We start from the raw sequence: 22,011 nt of genomic DNA on the forward strand, positions 1-22,011 counted from the left end.
AATAATCAATTTTGAAATTTCTGTTAGCCTTTTTAATTTTGAATTAAAAATTCTTTTCAATTTAAAAACTCATCATTCATAACTCATAACTAAAACAAAGTGAAAATAGCAATCGCGGCAGATCACGGCGGATACGAATTAAAACAGATCATTCATCCTTTTCTTTTATCATTGGGTTACGAGGTAAAAGATTTTGGTGCTTTTGAACTGGATAATGCAGACGACTATCCTGATTTTATTGTTCCCATGGCAAGGGCTATTGCTGCAAAAGAATTCGATCGTGCCATTGCTATTTGCGGCAGCGGGGTAGGAGCATCGGTTGCCGCTAATAAAATTGCAGGTGTTAGAGCTGCGTTAATCAATGAACATTTTTCGGCACACCAGGGCGTTGAAGATGACAACCTCAACATGCTTTGCCTGGGCGGAAGAGTTACAGGGTACATGGCTGCACAGGAATTGATTGTTGCTTTTTTAAATGCAAGGTTTACAGGTGCGGAAAGGCATCTGCGCCGTTTACAAAAAGTTCATTTACTCGAAAAATAAAATAAATCATGCAAAAAGTCAATGACCTTAAAATTCTTTTTTTTGATATAGGTGGTATATTATTAAGCAACGGCTGGGGGCACGAATCAAGAAAAAAAGCGGCAGAAGTATTCGGATTGAATTATGCAGAAATTGACGGACTGCACAATTTTATTTTTAACGTATACGAGGTTGGAAGCATCACGCTGGATGAATACTTAGATACCGTAATATTTAATTATCCACGCGATTTTGTACGGCAGGATTTTAAGGATTTTATGTATGCGCAATCAGTTGAATTACCCAATATGTTACAGTGGCTGAAAGAGTGGAAAAAAGACTGTGGCTTCCGCATCATATCTGTCAACAACGAAGGGAAAGAACTAAATGATTACCGGGTACAAAAATTTAAATTGCACTTAGCTTTTGACGCATTTATCTCCTCATGCGAAGTAAATATGCGCAAGCCTGATCCCCGTATATTTGGACTGGCATTGGGTATTGCGCAGGCTTCGCCCAGCCAGTGTGTTTATTTTGACGACAGAACCATGTTTGCAAATGCTGCGCAAAAGCTAGGCATCCGTTCTTTTCATCATGTAGATTTTGAAACCACCAAACAAATATTAGAAAATCTAAAAAAAGAAAATTTTAACCAATGAGCAACGTAACCGGTAAATACGATTTTGGAATGATTGGTCTGGGTACAATGGGCCGTAATTTGTTGTTAAATATGGGCGATCATGGAGTAGCGGGTGCAGGCTATGATAAAGATGCAACCAAGGGTAAATTGCTGCAAGAAGAAGATAAGCACGGTAACCTGAAAGGGTTTAGCAATATCAAAGAATTTACTTCCTCATTAAAAAGTCCCAGGGCAATTATGATGCTGGTACCTGCAGGAAAAATTGTGGATAGTGTTATAGAAGAATTATTGCCCCTGCTTGATAAAGGCGATATCTTAATTGATGGCGGTAATTCTCATTTTACAGATACCAACCGCAGGGTAGATGATCTGGAAGCCAAAGGATTTCATTTTTTTGGATTGGGTGTTTCTGGAGGAGAAGAAGGTGCACGCCAGGGACCAAGCATAATGCCTGGTGGTGACAAAGAAGCGTACAATGTAATGAAGCCAATTTTGGAATCCATTGCTGCAAAAGTAGATGGGGAGCCATGTGTAACCTATATTGGGCCCGGTGCATCAGGCCATTTTGTAAAGATGGTACACAATGGTATTGAATATGGTTTAATGCAACTGATTGCTGAAACCTATGAGGTACTAAAAAAAGGATTGCAATTAAACAATGAAGCAATTGGTAACCTGTTTAAACAATGGAACGACGGCCGGCTGCAATCATTTTTAATAGAGATCACCAAAGATATATTTAGTTTTAAAGAACCTGGTGCAGATCATTTGTTATTAGATGATATTAAAGATGAAGCAAGGGCAAAAGGAACCGGTAAATGGACATCACAGGTGGCGATGGATTTAGAAAGCCCGATACCCACCATTGATTCCGCAGTAGAAATGCGTGATCTTTCAAAATACAAGGCATTAAGAGTACAACTGGCTAAACTGTATAGTACCAATGATACACGCATGTCAGTTGATAAGACAGCCTTTTTAATTGAACTGGAACAGGCATTTTATTTTACCATGATCATGACTTACGCTCAGGGAATGCACCTGTTAAGTAAGGCATCGGCAGACTTAAAATATGATCTTCAGTTAGCAGAAATAGCTAAAATATGGCGGGGTGGCTGCATCATTCGTTCGGGTTTTTTAAATGAAATATTCAACGCTTATAAAAAAGATAACACTTTGCAGCATTTGTTGCTGGATGAGGGTGTTCAAAAATTAGCCATCGAAAATTTACCAGGTATACGGTCTGTTTTATCCAAAGCCATTTCAGCCGGTATTGCTATGCCTGCGTACGCTGCTTCCCTGACTTATTTTGATAATCTACGCAATGAAAAAATGCCGAGCAATTTAATTCAGGCACAGCGTGATTACTTCGGTGCCCATACGTATGAACTTATTGGAAAGGAGGGAGTGTTTCACACACAATGGGTTGCAAAATCTGAGTTATGAAATATGAGTTATGAAATATGAAATATGAATTATGGAATAATGGAGGTATAAAATCCTAGTAAATCACTTAGTTTATTTCTTAACAATACTGTTTTAAAAATGTATTATTCATAACCTTTTCTCAATCATTTCTGATGAGTAAACAGTAAATAAAAAATTTATAATCTATCATTCATAACATATAATTTATTACTGAAGATTACCAAAAACAATACATTTCATATTTCATAACTCATATTTTATATTTAAAAAACATGTACGCAAATTTAAAAACAGAGCCCGTAATATTTATTATTTTTGGTGGTACCGGCGATCTGAATGCCCGCAAACTGGCACCTGCATTGTACAATCTTTTTTTAGATGGGTGGATGCCAGATCAGTTTGCCGTAATAGGTACCGGCAGAACGCCATTAACCGACGGGCAGTTTGCTGCAAAAATATTAGAGGGTATCAATAAATATTCAAGAACAGGCAAAGCAAAAAAAGATAAATGGGATGAGTTTTGCAAGCATCTTTTTTACCAGTCTGCAGATGTAAAAGATAGCAAAACCTATAAAGAATTTGCCATCAGGATAGACAAACAAAATGCCGAGTGGAAAGCTACCGCAAACGTTATTTTTTACCTCGCTGTTTCTCCTGAATATTTTCCCATCATCGCAGAAAATTTATCCAAAAGCAAACTGGCGGATGATACAAAAAAAACACGGATTGTTATTGAAAAGCCTTTTGGCCACGACCTCGAAACATCCCGGTTGCTCAATAAATTGTTGGGAGATATTTTTAATGAATGTCAGATATACCGCATTGATCATTATCTCGGTAAGGAAACGGTACAAAATATTATGGCTTTCCGTTTTGCCAATGCCCTGCTTGAGCCTATCTGGAACCGCAATTACATTGAGCATGTGCAGATATCAGTTACAGAACAATTGGGCGTGGAAGAACGGGGTGATTACTATGATAAGTCGGGAGCCCTGAGAGACATGATTCAAAACCATTTGTTGCAGTTGCTTTGCCTGGTAGCCATGGAATCGCCCAATAATTTTAATGCGGATGAGGTGAGGAACCGCAAGCTGGATGTGCTGAATGCGATGCGTAAATTTGCGCCGGAAGATGTGAGATTGTCTACCGTTCGGGGACAATATTCTAACGGCTGGATGGAAGGAAAAGAAGTGCCGGGCTACAGGAAAGAATCAAAAGTAAATCCTGAATCCAATACGGAAACCTTTGCGGCCATTAAATTTTTTATAGATAACTGGCGCTGGAAAGGAGTTCCTTTTTATGTGCGAACCGGTAAGCGGATGCACCAGTCAGCCTCCGTTATCAGCATTCAGTTTAGGGATGTGCCGCACCAGATTTTTCCGGCGGAAGTGAGTGAAAGCTGGCAGCAAAACAGGCTCATTATCAGCATACAACCCGAAATGAGTATTCGTTTGCAGGTTCAGGCAAAACGACCCGGACTTGAAATGGCTTTAAATACCGTGGACATGGTATTTGACTACAAAGGAACATATACCAGTCAGGCACCCGAAGCGTATGAAACTTTGTTGCTGGATACCATGGCTGGTGACCAAACCTTATTTATGCGGGGCGACCAGGTAGAAGTTGCCTGGGATTTGCTGATGCCAATTTTAACCTCATGGGAAGGGCGTACAAGTTTAAATTTTCCTAATTATTCTGCTGATAGCTGGGGGCCGGAACTGGCAGAGGCATTAATTGCCAGGGATGGATTTCATTGGTTTACGTTGCCCTTAAACGATAAAAAATAGCGCTGTGAAAATAAATATTTTTAAAACAGAAGCGGAAGTGCTGGATGGGTTGGCAAAATATTTTGTTGCCATAGCCAATGAGGCGATTGATAAATATGGACAATTTTCTGTTGCATTATCCGGGGGCAATTCGCCCAAAAAATTATATGGGTTGCTGAGTTCACCTGTGTATAAAAACATGGTTCAGTGGTCAAAAGTATATTTCTTTTTTGGGGATGAAAGATATGTTTCCTTAACAGATGTTGAGAGCAATTACGGCATGGCTAAAAAGACTTTGTTTGAGCCATTGCAAGTGAATGCTGCAAATATTTTTGCTGTTGATACATTATTGCCCCCTGCCATTGCAGCGGCACAATATGCCGCCACCTTACATTCTTATTTTGCAGGCGGCGACATGAAATTTGATCTTATATTGTTAGGGCTTGGTGATAATGCCCATACAGCCTCTCTCTTTCCGTTCACAACTGTTTTGCAAGACGAAAGTGTTTCTGTAAAAGCAGTTTTTTTGACAGACGTAAAAAAATACCGGATAACATTTACAGCCCCTTTAATTAACCAGGCAAACAACATTGCTTTTTTGGTGTATGGACAAGGAAAAGCTGCTGCGGTAAAAAATGTTATTGAAAACGAACCAGATATTGAAAATTTTCCGGCTCAATTAATTGCTCCTGCAAATGGAACACTGCAATGGTTTATGGATGAAGAAGCGGCATCATCCTTAAAATATCAATAAAAAATATGATTTATCTGCCATTATTACTATTATATTTTGAAGGATTAGTTATCCACAAAAAATAATAATACCCCATTGTGTCCGTTATCTTAATTGTAGCCCAGCTGCTAAGATAAATTAAGATAATAGTTCTTTCTAAAAGCAGCCCTTGTTTAACTAGAGGGTTTTACAGCTGGGTACCTGTTTTTTGGCTTCTTAAGTATATTAACTCAACATTTTTAACAAAAAAAAAAGTTTGTAAGCACGATCTTTACGATCCGTACGTAAATTTTTAAATCCATTTAGGAATATGAAAAAACCGGCTTTTAAAAAAGTATATCTATTTTTTTCGTCTCTGTTTATATTTATTTTGCACATGCCTTTTGTATTTGCAAAAGCAAAAACGGTAATTGGTTTTTTAGATAAAAATCCAACGAATCATCCGGTAGCGGCAATTGATTCACCACTTGTAAATACCGTTAATGTTCCATTAGTTAAAATTGATTTATACGATAGTCTTTGCCTTGGTTCACTGGGGTTGGCCCGTCAGGCATTTGACTATGCGATGAAAGGGTTTATGGTGATGAAATCGAGAGGGGAATTGACCAACGGTAATATTATTTCTATTATTGATTTTAGCAAACCTTCTTCAGAAAAAAGATTGTTTGTTTTAGATGTTGCCCATTATAAACTGCTGTTTAATACTTACGTGGCACATGGAATGCAATCGGGTAAAGAGTTTGCCAAACAGTTTTCGAACAAACCCAAAAGCAACAAAAGCAGTCTGGGATTTTATGAAACTCTCGGAACTTATTTTGGTGGAAACGGATATTCCCTAAAATTACAGGGTATTGAAAAAGGTATAAATGACAATGCAAATAAAAGAGCCATAGTAATTCATGGTGCAGATTATGTAAATGAAAGTTTCATTCATTCACAGGGCTATATCGGCCGCAGCTGGGGCTGTCCTGCTTTACCGGAGCGACAGCACAAGGCAATCATTGATGTAATAAAAAATGGCACCTGTCTCTTTATTTTTAGTCCCGATAACAACTACCTTAGTCATTCCAGAATATTAAACCATGGTGCAGGCCCGATGCTTGCATTTAAATAAGATTATAAAAAATATAACTCACTATATAATTTATCCCCTGGCGAAACTGGGGGATTTTTGTTTTTTACAATTTGGTTGCATAATAATAACTTCACCAAAAATATTTTAATAATGAATATCAGGGAGCAGTTAAAAGGTACAGGCGTGGCGATTGTAACGCCGTTTAATAAAAATGAAACAGTGGATTTTTTGGCACTGGAAAAGTTGATTGATTTTGTCATTGGTAACGGGGTAGAATATATTGTTACATTAGGCACCACCGGTGAAACACCTACCCTGGATAAACAGGAAAAGCTGGACATTATACATTTTACATTTGAAAAAATAAAAGGGCGTGTACCCGTTGTTGTGGGCATTGGTGGTAACAACACCAAAGAAGTGGTAGAGCAGCTGCAAAGCTACCCGCTTGATAAAGCAGTGGCCGTGTTAAGTGCCAGTCCATATTACAGCAAGCCTTCGCAGGAAGGGCTTTTTCAGCATTATAAATTAATCGCCGAAGCTTCTCCAAAGCCAATTATATTATATAATGTGCCGGGCAGAACCGGCCGAAATATGGAAGCCGCTACCACGCTGCGTTTAGCGCATGAAGTGGCCAATATTGCCGGTATTAAGGAAGCCGGTAATAATATAAGCCAGTGCATGCAGATTTTGCGGGACCGTCCGGCAGATTTTTTGGTTGTAAGTGGTGATGACGATTTGGTATTACCAGAGTTAGCCTGCGGAATAGATGGTGTAATCAGCGTAGTAGCCAATTGTTACCCTAAACAATTTTCTGATATGGTAAGGGCCGGGCTGGCGTTTGATTTTACCAAAGCCAAAAAATTAAATGATCCGTTGATGGAAGTATATAATTTATTATTTACAGAAAATAATCCTGCGGGTGTAAAAGCATTTTTACACGAAATGGGTTTCGTTAAAAATGTGGTGAGATTACCTGTAACGCCTTTAAGCGATACCGTTTACCAAAAGGTAAAAGCTTATTGCGCTCAATAGTATTTACTAACCAATACTTGCCGGATGAAAAAAAACTACAAGCGATTGTTCCTGTTTTTGAGTGTAGCTGTTTGTACTGTTTCAACAGTGTTTGCACAATACAACATAACCCTTCGCATTGTAGCACAACCTGCTGCCCATGTGGAGGATTCAATTTTTGCAGCAGGCAATTTTACTAACTGGCAACCTGGTAAAAAGGAGTTTAATTTTATAAGAGATAGCGGTCATCTGTCAGTACAAATAAAAAATATACCTGCAGCTGTTTTTGAATTTAAATGTACGAGAGGCAACTGGGAAAAAACTGAAAGTACAGCAACGGGAGCCGATAGGGGCAATAGGTTAATTATGGTGAGTGCAGATACCACAATTGATATCACCATTGCAGCATGGAAAGATGATTTTGCTGCGGCAGTTAAACCACATACGGCATCGAAAAATGTACATTTAGCGGATACAGCTTTTGTATTACCACAATTAAATACTACCAGAAGGATATGGATTTATTTGCCTGCAGGATATGACAAAAGCAAAAAAAGATTCCCGGTAATGTACCTGCAGGATGGCCAGAATATTTTTGATGAATTTACAGCAGGCTTCGGGGAGTGGGGAGTGGATGAAAGCCTCGACAGCCTGATAAAAAAAGGGGTACCACCCTGCATTGTTATAGGTATTGATAATGGGCCTGAAAGAATGCAGGAATACAACCCTTATGAATTTAAAGATTTTGGAAAAGGGATGGGTGATGCCTATGTAGAATTTTTGGTACATACACTAAAACCCTTTATTGACAAGCATTACAGAACACTTTCCTCAAAAAATAATACCATCATCGGCGGCAGCTCTATGGGTGGGCTGATTTCATTCTACGCCATGTTGAAATATCCTGGTGTATTTGGTAACGGGGGTATTTTTTCTCCCGCATTCTGGACGGCTAAGGGTATAAAAAACCTTTCTGATTCAACCAGTAATATGTTAACGGGTAAACTTTTTTTTTACATGGGCGCACTGGAAGGGGAAGCTTATTTAAACGATATGAATGAGATAGTTGAAACCGTGGCAAAAAAATCTGACGCAATGATTTATACGGTGGTTGATCCCCGGGGGCAACACAATGAGCAAGCCTGGCGAAAATGGTTTACCGGTTTTTATAAGTGGATAATGGCCGATGGTTTTAATAGTGTGATTGAACTGGAAAACTGAATGAATGTCGCACTTTTTCGCTTCGATAGAATCTCAATATAATTTTTTGTACAAATGTGCGACGCCTGTGAAGAACCATAATGCATCTTAGCCCGGACAAAAAAAGTACTACTTAAATTCTATAACTAACGCCCTGTATTGCCAGTTCAGTATTTTCAAAAACCGCTGTAGTTTCAGTTAAAAATTCATCCAGTATTTCGTATTTGGAAGAAAAATGACCGATGAGTAATTTTTTTACCTTTCCATTTTTAGCAATGGATGCAGCCTGTACAGTGGTACTGTGAAAGCGCTCTGCTGCCCGCTCGTGCAAATCTTTCAGGTACGTGGTTTCGTGGTATAATAAGTCGACTGATTTAATTTTTTCTACCAGTGTTTCATCATAAATAGTATCGGCACAGTAAGCAAATCTTTTTGGTTTTACACCGGCAACAGTTACTTCTTCGTTTGGTATAATGGTACCTTTTTTAGTGATATAATCTTCTCCCTGTTGTAATTTTTCGTAAAAAGACACTGGTATTTCGTATGCCTTAATCCTTAAGCTGTCTATCTTTCGTGGGTTTCTTTTTTCAGTAAATAAAAACCCCCAGCACTCAATCCGGTGTTTTACTGCAAAGCTTTCCACGATAATTTTATGATCATTCACAATAATTTCATCAGCAGTAATTGCGTGAAAATAAAGAGTGTAAGAAAGTTTTGTTTCAGCTACGGAAAGTTGTAAATGAATGATTTGCTCCAGTGCAGCAGGGGCATGTAAATGAAGATCCTGCGTACGGCTTAACAGACTCATGCTGGTCAATAAACCAATCAATCCAAAATAATGATCACCATGTAAATGCGAAATAAAAATATGGTGGATCCTGCTTCTGCGTATTTTATATTTCGACATTTGTGTCTGGGTTCCTTCGCCACAATCTATGAGGTAGCATTCCTCCAGCGATTGAAGAATATGTGCAGTAGGGTTTCTGTCCCATGCAGAAATAGCGGAATTATTACCAAGTATGGTGAGTGCCAACATCGTTTGACAGGGGTTGAAAATTTATTGTTAAAAAATAAATCTAATAAATACAAGCGGTATAAAAAATTATTTGACTACTGCAATGCCTGCAAAAATAATTTTTGTAAATGTACTATTCATCACCCATCAATTCTCTTTCTATTTCCTCCATTTGTACAATATCCCAGGCTTCACTTTCTGTAGGGGTTACATTCATCAGTTCCAGCAGTTCTGTTTTATCCAATAAATTTTCCACTGTCTCCTGTAATGTACAAATTACAAAAGAGCAGTTGTGTTCGTAAAATTGTTGTTGGCAATCAGCCAGCATTTCCCCGCTTTTTTCATCTATTTCTTTAACAGATGACATATTTAAAATTACATGAGGAACCTCTTTTTGTTGATAAGGAAGCAACATTTTTATAAGTTCTTCTGTCATTATAGCAGTAAGTTTTACCTCATTGGCCGTAATAACAGTAAATTTTTCTTTGGTATCTATTTTGACAATCATTAAATAAGATTGAGTTTTTTGCGTTAGTTTATTTGTAAAGTAAAGAAAATTTTTGTTGTGATATTTAAGGAAAATAGTTCTATTCTTTTTGCCCTATTTTGAATACATGTAAAATCTTGCAGACAGATTGGTTAAGACCTCTACGATTCCAGTAAAATCAGCATTTTTAATTTTTTAACATATTAACATTTCGTCTTTCCGCTAAACTTTATCTAATTATTAATCGTTATTATTGTACAAGCTAAAATCACTACGGATGGATAACAATTTTTCAGCACAAGTAAAAGAAATCATTTCTTATAGCAGGGAAGAAGCACTGCGCCTGGGTAATGATTTTATCGGCACCGAACATTTAGTGTTAGGATTGATAAGAGATGGTGAGAATACTGCCATTAAAATTCTAAAATCACTTAATGTTGATCTTTACGAACTACGCAAAGAAATAGAGGTTGCTGTGAAGGATAAAACAGGAAAAAACATTGCTAATATTAATTCTCTTCCCCTTACCAAGCAGGCGGAAAAAGTAATTCGCATTACAGTACTGGAGGCCAAGGCGCATAAAAGCGTAATGGTAGAAAGCGAGCATCTGATGTTGTCTATTTTAAAAAATAAAGAAAACATTGCCACGCAGATATTAAGCCAGTTTGATGTAGACTACGATATTTTTAAAAATGAACTGGGCTTTGTAACCAGCAATCCCCCGGCTGCAGAATTCAGTGATGAAAATGAAGAGGATTTTGATGAGGAGAAAAAACAATACAGTCAGCAACAAAAAGCACAACGTGGCGGTGCGGCCAATCAACCAAAAACCAAAACACCGGTGCTGGATAATTTTGGACGTGATATTACCAGGCTAGCCGAGATCGGTTCCCTGGACCCCATCGTTGGCAGGGAAATAGAAATAGAAAGGGTATCACAAATATTGAGTCGTCGTAAAAAGAACAACCCTATTTTAATTGGTGAACCAGGAGTGGGTAAAACAGCTATAGTTGAAGGACTTGCTTTGCGTATTGTACAAAGAAAAGTAAGCAGGGTGTTGTTTGATAAAAGGGTGGTATCGCTTGATCTTGCTGCACTGGTTGCGGGTACAAAATACCGTGGTCAGTTTGAAGAAAGGATGAAAGCCATTATGAATGAGCTGGAAAAAAACCGGGATGTAATTTTATTTATTGATGAGATTCACACCATTGTTGGTGCAGGCGGTGCCAGTGGTTCTTTAGATGCTTCCAACATATTTAAACCTGCGTTGGCAAGAGGTGAACTGCAATGTATTGGTGCTTCAACCTTAGATGAGTACCGCATGCATATTGAAAAAGATGGTGCATTGGACCGTCGTTTTCAAAAGGTAATTGTTGAACAACCTTCAGTGGAAGAAACCATTGAGATTTTGACAAATATTAAAAGTAAATACGAAGATTATCACAACGTTACTTACAGTGCCCAGGCAATTGACGCTTGTGTTAAATTAAGTGAACGCTACATGACAGACAGGTTATTGCCGGATAAGGCCATTGATGTAATGGATGAAGTAGGTGCAAGAAAGCACATTAAAAACATCAACGTACCGGAAGAAGTGATTGACCTTGAAAAAAAGATTGAAGATATTAAGTTAGAAAAAAACAAGGTAGTAAAAAGTCAGCGTTTTGAAGAGGCGGCTTCATTGAGAGATACAGAAAAACGTTTGCAGGAAGAATTGGAAAAAGCAAAAAATGACTGGGAAGAAGAAAGCAAACACAAACGTTTTCCTATAGAAGAAGAAGATATAGCAGAAGTAATCAGCATGATGACCGGTATACCCGTAAAAAGAATGGTGCAGGCAGAAACTGAAAAACTCCGCCGCATGGGTGAAGACCTGAAAGGCGCTGTAGTAGGGCAGGAAGAAGGAATATCGAAAGTAGTAAAAGCAATTCAACGTAACAGGGTAGGTTTAAAAGATCCTAAAAAGCCGATTGGTACTTTTATATTTCTTGGCCCAACCGGTGTTGGAAAAACAGAGCTGGCAAGGTCATTGGCGAGGTACATGTTTGACAATGATGATTCACTAATTAGAATTGACATGAGTGAATACATGGAAAAATTCAGTGTAAGTCGTTTGATTGGTGCTCCTCCAGGATATGTTGGTTATGAAGAAGGAGGGCAGTTAACTGAAAAGGTAAGGCGTAAACCATACAGTGTTATTTTGCTGGATGAAATTGAAAAAGCGCATCCTGATATTTATAATATTTTATTACAGGTGTTGGATGATGGCCAGTTAACAGACGGCTTGGGAAGAAAGATTGATTTTAAAAATACGCTTATTATCATGACTTCTAATATTGGTGCACGCCAGTTAAAAGATTTTGGAGAAGGGGTAGGTTTTGCCACAGCAGCAAGGGTTTTAAATGCGGACGAAAATAACAAATCGGTTATTGAAAAAGCATTGAAGCGTACATTTAGTCCTGAGTTTTTGAACAGGATTGATGATGTGGTAATATTCAATTCGCTCACCAAAGAAAATATATTTGAAATCATTGATATTTTGATGAAGGGTGTGATGAAACGGTTAGTCAATCTTGGATTTTCCATGGAATTATCCTCAAGGGCAAAAGATTTTATTGCAGAAAAAGGATATGATTCTCAGTTTGGTGCAAGACCGTTGCACAGGGCCATCCAAAAATATCTGGAAGATCCTTTAGCGGAAGAAATTTTAAATATGGCTGTAAAGGAAGGCGATACATTGATTGCAGACCTGGACGAAGCAAAGGAAAAAATTATCTTTACGTTAAAACCTACGGCAACCAGCAGTATAGAAGAAAAATCAGAAGCCTGATTTTTAAAAAAATAGTCATTAAAAGCCATCCTTTTTGGATGGCTTTTTGTTTGCTGCCAAAAATGTAGTCCTGTACTTTTTCACCACGGTTTATTCACTTTTTTTTGTTTTGAAGCTTGGGTTTTTTGACTGACTTTTGCTGTAATGAAAAAGATCGTGATTACAATTGATGGCTGGTCATCCTGCGGAAAAAGTACGCTGGCAAAACAAATGGCCAAAGAGCTCGGGTATGTTTATATTGACAGCGGGGCAATGTACCGTGCCATTACTTTATATTTTTTGCGCCATCATACAGATTGGTCGGATACTGCAGAAGTGAATGAAGCTTTAAAAAATACAGTACTTGAATTTCATCACAATGAAAAATCAGCACAATCAGAAATATTTTTAAATGGTGAAAATGTAGAATATTTAATTAGAGACCTGGTAATAGCAGAAAAAGTAAGTGAGGTAGCCGCTATAAAAGAAGTGCGGTGTTTTGCTGTGGCCGAACAACAAAAAATGGGAAAAAAGAAAGGTATTGTAATGGACGGCAGAGATATCGGAACCACTGTATTTCCAAATGCTGCACTTAAAATATTTATGACTGCCGATATAGCGGTAAGGGTGGAGCGCAGGTTTAAAGAAATGTATGAAAAAAATCCAAACATCACCATTGAGGAAGTGAAAAATAATCTGGAAATGCGCGACTACATTGATTCTAATCGTACAGTGAGTCCTTTAAGAAAAGCAGACGATGCCGTGATTATTGACAATACAAATATTACTATGGAGCAGCAATTGGTGTATGCACTTAATCTGTTGAAACAAATCAAGGCATAATTTTTTGCCAGACTTACTAATCTTTCTTTTAAGCTCACCTTTGTAAAGCCCAGGTTTTACTGCCTTAAAAAAACAATAGCTTATTTGCACCGCTGCCGATATTTTCATTCAAGTTTTTATATTCAGTAAATTTTTTGATATTTACTGAAAACCATTTGTTAGATTACACAACAATTGCATCACTCCAATAAAGCCATCTTAACCATGAAGAAAAATGAACAGCGCATTAGTCGCTATTTTCTCCTCCTGCATTTACTTGTTTGTATAGTTTATTTTAGTTCCTGCAATAACAAAGGTTCTGTTAAAGAAATAAAACAAACTGCCAAAACAGATACCGCAGGTTTCACAGAAGAACAAAAGCATCTTCCGGAAAATGCCTTAAAAGGTCTTACTGTTGCTGAAGGTTTGGAAGTACATGCTTTTGCTACAGAACCCATGCTAAAGAATCCAACTAATATTGATGTAGATGAACGTGGCAGGGTATGGGTTTGCGAAGCATATAATTATCGCCCCGCCGTTAATGGCAATCCAACCAATGCATTGGGCGACCGCATCATGATTTTACAGGATAATGATGGTGACGGAAAGGCAGATACCGCAAAAGTTTTTTACCAGGATTCATCACTCAATGCACCATTGGGAATTTGTGTGCTTGGCAATAAAGTAATTGTTTCCCAAAGTCCTTATGTTTGGATATTGTATGATGATAACAACGATGATAAAGCCGATAGAAAAGAAGTGTTGTTTAGTGGTATTGGTGGTAACCAGCACGATCATGGCGTACATGCTTTTACATTTGGCCCCGATGGCAAATTGTATTTCAATATGGGCAATGAGGGTCATACCCTAAAAGATAAAAATGGCAAAGATGTGCTGGATCAGGATGGTGATGTGATTGGCCCTAAAAAATACAAACAGGCAATGGTTTTTCGCTGTGATCTGGATGGTTCACATGTTGAATGTTTAGGCGATAATTTTCGTAATCCTTATGAAGTAGCCGTAGACAGTTATGGTACCTTGTGGCAAAGTGATAATGATGATGATGGTAACCGCGGTACCCGTATTAATTATGTAATGCAAAATGGTAACTATGGTTATACCGATGAAATGACGGGCGCAGGCTGGCAGGCAAACCGCACCAATGTAGAAGATTCCATTCCGTTGAAACACTGGCACCTCAACGATCCCGGCGAAGTGCCCAACCTGCTGCAAACATTTGCAGGTTCGCCAACAGGTATGGTAATTTATGAGGGATCATTGTTGCCGGCACAATTTCACAACCAAATGATTCATGCAGATGCCGGAACGAATGTAGTGCGCTCTTATCCTGTAAAGAAAAATGGTGCAGGATATACGGCAGAGATCGTAAATATTTTAAAGGGAGAAAAGGATCCATGGTTTCGCCCTGCCGACGTTACTGTTGCACCGGATGGCTCGCTCATCGTGGCAGACTGGTATGATCCGGGGGTGGGAGGTCATGCGGCAGGTGATCAGACACGGGGAAGGATTTACAGGGTTGCTCCACCGGCATCAAAATATACCATTTTAAAAGAAGATTATAGTACGTCAGCGGGTGCAATCAAAGCGTTGCAAAATCCAAATTTATCCGTGCGGTATCATGCATTTAAGGCATTGCAGCAAATGGGAAAAACCGCTGTTCCTGATCTTGAAAAATTTTGGTTAACTGCGCAAGATAATCGGATGGGAGCAAGGGCTTTTTGGTTATTGTTAAAAATGCCGGGCGCAGACGCAGGAAAATATATTCAGCAGGCAATGAAATTAAACAACTCCGATATGCGCATAGCTGCCATCAGGGCTGCGGTTGAAATGAACGCTGATGTGATTGGTGTGGTGAGTGCATTGGCCGCAGATAAAGATATTGCAGTACGCCGGGAATGTGCACTGGCACTGAGGCACAATCACTCGCCGCAGACTGCTGAAATATGGGCCAGGCTTGCTGTACAGCATGATGGCAAAGACCGCTGGTATCTGGAAGCATTGGGAATTGGGGCAGACAGACAGTGGGATGCTTTCTTTACAGCATATCTCGGTAAAGTAAAAGATCCTTTGCAAAGCGAAGCTTCCCGTGATATTGTTTGGCGTGCACGTACCGAAAAGGCTGTGCCCTTTATTGCGGCACTGGCATCCGATAATAAAGTAGCCTTACATGAGCGGTTGCGTTACTTTAGAGCCTTTGATTTTAATAGTGGTCCGGCAAAATCAAAACTATTGCTGGCAATGATACAAGGCAATTCAGCAAATGATGTAGCGCTGAATAAACTGGTATTACATGCACTGGATGTAAAATCAGTAACGCAGTCACTGGTGGCAAAAAAGGCACTTGATAATGTATTGCAATCAGTAAATGGAACGGATGAGTATATTGAATTGGTAAGCAGGTTCGCAGTAAAATCACAGAACAAAAATCTGTTGCAGTTAGCCATTAATAAGCCCTATGAATCGGTTGGTAAAGATGCTGCTGGATTATTATTTCATCTTGGCGGCAGTCAGTTAATATGGAATATTATTAATGGAAAAGATACTTCCCTGCAAAATAACTTGTTAGGTGCGTTGGCAAGCGTAGGCAGCAAAGAATCAGTTGATATGCTGCAAACAATTGCCCTATCTAAAAAATATGGGCTGTCTTTAAGAAAACAGGCTGCGCATAAAATTGGTAATAGCGGAAACGGGGAAGACAGGGTGCTGGCTATTTTAAAAAACAAAAAAGTACCTGCTGAATTAATACCGGATGTGGTTGCCAGTGTAAGCAGAGCATGGCTTGGATCTGTCCGCACAGAGGCTGCATCTTATTTGCCGGACAATGGTAAAAGTACCACTGGCAAACCTGCCCCTGCAATGCCACAGTTGCTTGCATTAAATGCAAATGGTGCAGAAGGTGAAAAAATATTTTCAGCTAACTGTAACGTGTGTCACCAGATAAATAATGTTGGGTATGATTTTGGGCCAAAGCTAAGTGAGATAGGTTCTAAACTTCCCAAAGAAGGTTTGCTGGAAGCCATTGTACATCCGTCGGCGGGTATTGGTTTTGGATACGAGGGGTGGGTATTAAAAATGAAAGATGGTACTGCGTTGTCGGGAATACTTGCCAGTAAAACAGAAACGGATATTGATATTAAATTTCCGGGCGGTGCACACCGGCAACTGAAAACCAGCGACGTGGTGAGCCTTACACAAATGAAACAATCGATGATGTCAGAAGGGTTGTATAATAATATGTCAACCCAGGATTTGGCAAATTTGCTGGAATATCTGGAAAGGTTGAAGAAGAAGTAACTGGCAATTTTTTCTTTCAAGAAATGGCTTATCAATAAATTTATTCGAAAAATGATGTGATGGATAAATTTTTATGGATGTTATTCCTGATACTCGCTAATAACATCGGTGAAGATCCGTTATTAGAAAAATACTGTAATGCTCGATTTGGTTTTTGCATAGAATATCCAGCTTCATTTGTTAGTATGCCTCCACCATCAAATAATGATGGGTTAACATTTTTATCAACAGATAAAAAAACGAAGATACTTGCCTTTGGAAGTCTGGCAGTTGAAGACTTTGACAGGATTGACCAGGAGTTTACCATTGCAATCTCCAACATTAATCTCACTTATAAGAAAGTTTCAAAAGATTGGTTTATATTTTCGGGACTGAGTAAGCAGGGAGAAATTGTATTCCGGAAAACAGTAAAAAAGAAAATTAATTATACGGGAGATCGGGATGTGTATGTATTTCAAACATTAATGATCATCTATCCTGCTGCTCAAAATAATATCTACCAAACTTATTGTATAAAGATTTCAAAAAGCCTGACAGTAAAATTATTCCGACTATATCAGTATAGTTACTAAAATATTTATACCCGCATATCATCTGCCTGCCAATTAGTGATTGACAGTTTAATTTCATCGCCACCAATATTTTCTTTGATGCTACGGTCGAGCAGAACCTTAAACTCTTCGTCATCTGCAAAGCGGAGTGCCGCTATCTGGTTAAAAGAAAGTTTATCTTCTGTTTGTTTGGAAGGCTTGCCAAACAATTCAAAATAGCGGAGGCGAAACTCCAGTCGTACAATCCTGTTTTGGTTACCCAGCGCATAATGCTGGCGAAGCATGAGTGCCAGATAAAAAATGCAGAAACATACAATGCTAAACAACAGCCATTCCAACTGGTGCGGTTCATCCCTGAATGTTTGCCGTACACCAATTATCATCAACAGCAACATCATCGGCAAAAAAATAAAGTGATGTGGGGGGTAATATTTTTTATGATTGCTATATTGTTGTTTCATATAATGAATAGAACAAAAATTTATCCGGCTGGTTCATCCCGGAACAATTATTTTACAACGTAAGCAGAAGTTGATTCAACAGTTTTTTCACTTCAGGGGGTAATCATCTAAAAGAAAAGCCCAATGGTACTGGGGCAGCAGTCACCAGTTTTTTTATTACAATATGGTATTGCGTGTCCTAAAAAGCCATTAAGTTACCAGCTTATTAAAGGTATATTTGGCTAACATAAAACAATTCTATTTTTCTATTTTACTTTTAGTATTGAAAACCACGGTGGAATTATTAATTTATTTCAATAGCTTCATAACTATTAATTGTTACGGATAAAATCGGTTAAAAATCTTTTTAAAATTTTATATACCTTGTCAATGAAAATTATTAAAGCACTATTTACCTGTTGTATGGTAATTATTACAATGGTTGGCTGTAACTCCAAAAAAAATAATGCAGGATGGCCACAATACAAAGGGTCTGATGCAAACATGCACTACTCTTCTCTTACACAGGTTGACACTAACAATGTTACACAATTAAAACTGGCATGGCAGTATCATTCCGGTGGTGTTGATACTTCCAATCATTCGCAGATACAATGCAATCCCATAATGGTAGATGGACTGTTGTACGGTACTGCACCCAACATGCAGCTATTTGCCATTGATGCAGCAACTGGAAAAGAGAAATGGAAATTTAATCCCTTTGATTCGCTGCCGGGAAGTAAAAAAACGTTCTTTATTTTAAACAATTGTCGTGGTACAACTTATTGGACGGATGGCAAAGAGGACAAAAGAATTTTGTATACCGCAGGCAGTAACCTCTATTGTGTAAATGCGCTGGATGGCAAGCTGGTAAGGGATTTTGGTACCGATGGAAAGATTGATCTGCACGATGGACTGGACAGGGATGTAAAAGATCTTTTTATTACTTCCACAACGCCGGGTATTATCTACAAAGACTTAATTATTATGGGCTCAAGGGTAGATGAAGGTGCTGCTGCTGCACCGGGACATATACGGGCTTACAATGTTAAAACAGGCAAGCGGCAATGGATATTTCATACCATACCACAACCAGGTGAAGCAGGTTATGAATCATGGGATGATAGTACTGCCTATAAATTTATAGGCGGTGCCAATGCATGGAGCGGTTTTAGTATGGATCAAAAACGAGGCATTGTGTACACTTCCACCGGCTCTGCAAGCTTTGATTTTTTTGGGGGCAGAAGAACCGGAAATGATTTATTTGCCAACTGCATTCTGGCATTGGATGCCGCTACCGGCAAACTGATCTGGTATTTTCAAACGGTACATCATGATGTGTGGGACAGAGATCTTAGCTCGCCACCAATATTGGTAACCATTACCAGGGAAGGTAAAAAAATTGATGCACTTGCAGTTACTACCAAATCGGGATTTATATTTTTGTTTGACAGAACAAATGGAAAAGCATTGAATGAAATTATTGAGCAGCCAGTGCCAGGTCAAAGTGATTTGGTGAGTGAACAATTATCTCCAACACAGCCTATCCCTACTGCCCCCGTTTCTTTTATGCGGCAATTGTTTACTGAAAAGGATATCAATCCTTTGTTGCCGGATTCTTCTTATAAAGACGTCAAGAAAAGATGGGCATCCTATAAAAATGACAACTTATTTAACCCACCTTCCCTGCAGGGTACAATTGTATTTCCTGGCCTGGATGGTGGTGCAGAGTGGGGCGGCCCAACCTTTGATCCTGCATCTGGCCTGCTGTATATTAATGCCAATGAAATGGCTTGGATAATTCAGGCGGTTGATATAAAATCCATTCCGGTAAAACGGGAGAATTACGCAGAAGCAGGCGCAAGATTGTATCAGGCCAACTGTATGGGCTGCCATGGGCCTGAAAGAAAAGGCTCCGGTAATTTTCCTACACTCATTGATATTGAAAAGAAATATAGTGCTGCTTCTTTTGATACGCTGATACAATCAGGACGCAGAATGATGCCGGCTTTTAAACAATTAGACCTTGCGGAGAGAAATGCTGTTGCCACTTTTGTTTTGAATCAGTCCGCACAAAAAAATAAAAGGTTTATTGATACGGCGGCCAAAAAAGATGATCCGTTTAAACTACCTTATACCATCACCGGATATAATAAATTTTTAAGTAAAGAGGGTTATCCTGCCATCGCTCCACCCTGGGGAACATTGAATGCCATTGATCTTTCCACCGGGCAGTATGTATGGAAAAAACCCTTTGGAACCGACCCGGCTTTTGCCAATACCAAAGAACCCACAGGGGCTGAAAGCTACGGTGCATCTGTAGTTACAGCTGGAGGGCTGTTATTTATTGCTGCTGCAAAAGATGGTAAATTACGTGCTTATAATAAAAGAGATGGCAATTTATTATGGCAGGTAAACCTGCCTGCGCCTGGTTTTGCAACACCCGCTGTTTATGAAATGAATGGTAAACAATATATTGTGATTGCCTGCGGCGGTGGAAAAATGAGTACGAAATCAGGGGACAGTTATGTGGCTTATGCGTTGCCTTGAAAATTGCTTTATAAATGAAGGGATTGAAGAAAAAAATTTTTTTTATTTCAAATCGTTTACCTTTTAAAGTAGCAATATCATAAGGCGGTTTCGTATTTTTAAAAAGATATCCGTCATCATAAGCATTCCAACAATGCAAAATTCTACTTCAAGGTCGGTGTCCTGCGAACCACCACCTACGCCATGGTTGGTGTCATTTATAACTACCACTCTCCACAATAATTGCAACCACCATTTTATATGAATTCTTAATAAATTTTATCACATTGTTGAATGTATAAAAACCCACATGCTGGTAAGAGAAACTCATACAGGGAAATAGGAGAGGTGTTCTTTTGGAAAGCTGGTATTAATAACAGGCAACACTTATTAAAGGAAGACCGGTTTAAAAAGTCATGGTTCAATCTCTGCATACTTTGAGTAAAAAAGGTTTGGCGGATATATTTGCGTTCATGATGCCGAACCATATTCGCACAATCATCACTGAATATATTATAATACTTAGGCAGCTATTCGTTGCAATATAACTTTACACGGTATGATAGAAGTAACCTTAACCAGATGTTTTTTGTGAAGCGGTATAGCAAAATAATCTCCGGGTATAAGTGTATGTATTTTATCTTCCACAATAATATTGCAGGAACCTTCTACAACCAGAAATTTTTCAAATTCATGGTCATGTACTTCCTGGGGTGCATACTCTTTTATCCATACAATTGCAGTTACCGCTTCAGGAGTGTACCCGATGATCTTTGCAAAAATATCTTCATTATCCGGCAGTATCATATCGCTTCGGTTAAGCCATGGGGCGTAATCTTCGATGAAAGAGTTTTCGTGTAAAACAGGTGGTACAGTAACAGGTTCTCCATTTTTCATTCTTTCGGTATAATCAACGACAGCCAGCAAAAATGGTTTTATAATGGGATTGGGTTCAACGGCATGCGCTATTGCATAAGCTTCCAGTGATCTTTCGATGGCTTCTATTTCCACTTTTATTGCCGGGTATGCCACTGCCATCAGCGCTATTTCCGTTGTTTCAGCAGGGCTGGTACAGCCTAAAACATACTGTTCAAGCATTCCCGAATTGATATAGTCTTTAGCGGTTTTCATACTACGTTTACGTTCATGTTTTTTATTGCCAGTCTTATATTCTTTTTAACTTCTTCAACTGGCATTTTAAGCGCTGCGGCAGCTTCTTTACAGCTTAATCCTTTATAGTATACAAGGTCGAAAATACCCATTTCAACAGACCCCGGAAAGGATTGTTCCTTCCTGTTTTTATTGGCGTGTTTATATACGGTAATATTGTAAAAGTGGTTCTCTGCCGGTAAAGAGTTGGCTTTGGCCAAAGCAAGCTTCCGTGTAATATTTATCAGCCAGGTTAAAAAAGAACTCTTTGAAGCATCAAAGGAACTGATTTGATCCCAGATATGCAAAAAGGCAGTTTGTAAAATTTCTTCGCCATCATGATCAGCAGGTAGCATCCTGTTGATGAGCCCCATCAGCACCGGCGCATACTTATCATATAGGCTGGAAAACGCCTCTTTATCACCCTTTTTGATAGCAATTGACAAATAAAGATCTCCCTCTGTGCCAGTGATTTTTTTTGTCATATTTTAAAAAACTAATCCACAATCCTAAAAGCCT

The 22,011-nt window shown here is 38.7% G+C and carries 19 protein-coding genes; 13 read left to right on the forward strand and 6 right to left on the reverse strand.

From position 1 onward, the window contains the following. Positions 1-99: 99 nt before the first annotated feature. The 8 genes from H7254_RS09295 (at position 100) to H7254_RS09330 (ending at position 8,396) form a co-directional block, all read left to right on the forward strand. Positions 100-543 carry an RpiB/LacA/LacB family sugar-phosphate isomerase gene (locus tag H7254_RS09295; protein WP_301932707.1) on the forward strand — a complete coding sequence of 148 codons (444 nt, stop codon included), beginning with the start codon at positions 100-102 and terminating at the stop codon, positions 541-543. Between the two features lie 8 nt (positions 544-551). Further along, complete coding sequence (locus H7254_RS09300) at positions 552-1,181, forward strand: HAD family hydrolase (RefSeq protein ID WP_301932708.1); 630 nt, start codon at positions 552-554, stop codon at positions 1,179-1,181. Continuing rightward, positions 1,178-2,608, forward strand: coding sequence for an NADP-dependent phosphogluconate dehydrogenase (gndA, locus tag H7254_RS09305; RefSeq protein ID WP_301932709.1), 1,431 nt, complete (start codon positions 1,178-1,180; stop codon positions 2,606-2,608). The genes H7254_RS09300 and gndA overlap by 4 nt, the downstream gene beginning before the upstream one ends. A 254-nt stretch (positions 2,609-2,862) precedes the next feature. Continuing rightward, a complete protein-coding gene (gene zwf / locus H7254_RS09310; RefSeq protein ID WP_301932710.1) occupies positions 2,863-4,377 on the forward strand; it encodes a glucose-6-phosphate dehydrogenase in 1,515 nt (504 codons plus the stop codon). A gap of 4 nt (positions 4,378-4,381) precedes the next feature. Continuing rightward, positions 4,382-5,110: a 6-phosphogluconolactonase gene (gene pgl / locus H7254_RS09315; RefSeq protein WP_301932711.1), complete on the forward strand. Its 729-nt coding sequence runs from the start codon at positions 4,382-4,384 to the stop codon at positions 5,108-5,110. A 355-nt stretch (positions 5,111-5,465) separates the two neighbouring features. Next, a complete protein-coding gene (locus H7254_RS09320; RefSeq protein ID WP_301932712.1) occupies positions 5,466-6,203 on the forward strand; it encodes a murein L,D-transpeptidase catalytic domain family protein in 738 nt (245 codons plus the stop codon). Between the two features lie 111 nt (positions 6,204-6,314). Further along, positions 6,315-7,196 carry a 4-hydroxy-tetrahydrodipicolinate synthase gene (gene dapA, locus H7254_RS09325; protein ID WP_301923906.1) on the forward strand — a complete coding sequence of 294 codons (882 nt, stop codon included), beginning with the start codon at positions 6,315-6,317 and terminating at the stop codon, positions 7,194-7,196. A 24-nt stretch (positions 7,197-7,220) separates the two neighbouring features. Next, positions 7,221-8,396 (forward strand): alpha/beta hydrolase, encoded by a 1,176-nt coding sequence (locus tag H7254_RS09330; protein ID WP_301932713.1) that lies wholly within the window; start codon positions 7,221-7,223, stop codon positions 8,394-8,396. A 112-nt stretch (positions 8,397-8,508) separates the two neighbouring features. Here the strand turns inward: H7254_RS09330 and H7254_RS09335 are convergent, their stop codons facing one another. Together H7254_RS09335 and H7254_RS09340 are read right to left on the reverse strand one after the other, a co-directional pair. Beyond that, the gene (locus H7254_RS09335; protein ID WP_301932714.1) at positions 8,509-9,411 is read right to left on the reverse strand and encodes a ribonuclease Z; all 903 of its coding nucleotides are present in this window, start codon (positions 9,409-9,411) and stop codon (positions 8,509-8,511) included. Positions 9,412-9,523: 112 nt separating this feature from the next. Next, the gene (locus H7254_RS09340) at positions 9,524-9,898 is read right to left on the reverse strand and encodes an STAS domain-containing protein (RefSeq protein ID WP_301932715.1); all 375 of its coding nucleotides are present in this window, start codon (positions 9,896-9,898) and stop codon (positions 9,524-9,526) included. A 256-nt stretch (positions 9,899-10,154) separates the two neighbouring features. On the opposite strand from H7254_RS09340, the gene H7254_RS09345 reads away from it, so the two are divergent. The 4 genes from H7254_RS09345 (at position 10,155) to H7254_RS09360 (ending at position 17,395) form a co-directional block, all read left to right on the forward strand. After that, positions 10,155-12,707, forward strand: a complete 2,553-nt coding sequence (locus tag H7254_RS09345) for an ATP-dependent Clp protease ATP-binding subunit (protein ID WP_301932716.1) — start codon at positions 10,155-10,157, stop codon at positions 12,705-12,707. 144 nt (positions 12,708-12,851) lie between these two features. Beyond that, a complete protein-coding gene (cmk, locus tag H7254_RS09350) occupies positions 12,852-13,529 on the forward strand; it encodes a (d)CMP kinase (protein WP_301923813.1) in 678 nt (225 codons plus the stop codon). A 204-nt stretch (positions 13,530-13,733) separates the two neighbouring features. Further along, entirely contained in the window at positions 13,734-16,823 is a 3,090-nt protein-coding gene (locus H7254_RS09355) for a PVC-type heme-binding CxxCH protein (protein ID WP_301932717.1), read from the forward strand. 59 nt (positions 16,824-16,882) lie between these two features. Further along, a complete protein-coding gene (locus H7254_RS09360) occupies positions 16,883-17,395 on the forward strand; it encodes a hypothetical protein (RefSeq protein WP_301932718.1) in 513 nt (170 codons plus the stop codon). A 5-nt stretch (positions 17,396-17,400) separates the two neighbouring features. On the opposite strand, the gene H7254_RS09365 is transcribed toward H7254_RS09360, so the two are convergent. Further along, positions 17,401-17,835 (reverse strand): DUF6526 family protein, encoded by a 435-nt coding sequence (locus tag H7254_RS09365; RefSeq protein WP_301932719.1) that lies wholly within the window; start codon positions 17,833-17,835, stop codon positions 17,401-17,403. A 369-nt stretch (positions 17,836-18,204) separates the two neighbouring features. Between H7254_RS09365 and H7254_RS09370 the strand changes: the two genes are divergently transcribed. Beyond that, entirely contained in the window at positions 18,205-20,364 is a 2,160-nt protein-coding gene (locus H7254_RS09370) for a PQQ-binding-like beta-propeller repeat protein (RefSeq protein WP_301932720.1), read from the forward strand. A 63-nt stretch (positions 20,365-20,427) separates the two neighbouring features. Here the strand turns inward: H7254_RS09370 and H7254_RS09375 are convergent, their stop codons facing one another. From H7254_RS09375 to H7254_RS09385, 3 genes are all read right to left on the reverse strand, one after another. Then, positions 20,428-20,592 (reverse strand): hypothetical protein, encoded by a 165-nt coding sequence (locus H7254_RS09375; RefSeq protein ID WP_301932721.1) that lies wholly within the window; start codon positions 20,590-20,592, stop codon positions 20,428-20,430. Between the two features lie 273 nt (positions 20,593-20,865). Further along, positions 20,866-21,474, reverse strand: coding sequence for a cupin domain-containing protein (locus tag H7254_RS09380; RefSeq protein ID WP_301932722.1), 609 nt, complete (start codon positions 21,472-21,474; stop codon positions 20,866-20,868). Further along, the gene (locus tag H7254_RS09385; protein WP_301932723.1) at positions 21,471-21,977 is read right to left on the reverse strand and encodes an RNA polymerase sigma factor; all 507 of its coding nucleotides are present in this window, start codon (positions 21,975-21,977) and stop codon (positions 21,471-21,473) included. Before H7254_RS09385 ends, H7254_RS09380 begins: the two co-directional genes overlap by 4 nt. Between the last annotated feature and the right edge of the window lie 34 nt (positions 21,978-22,011).

The sequence above is a fragment of the Ferruginibacter sp. genome (genome assembly GCF_014377975.1).
Classification (GTDB): Bacteria; Bacteroidota; Bacteroidia; order Chitinophagales; family Chitinophagaceae; genus Ferruginibacter.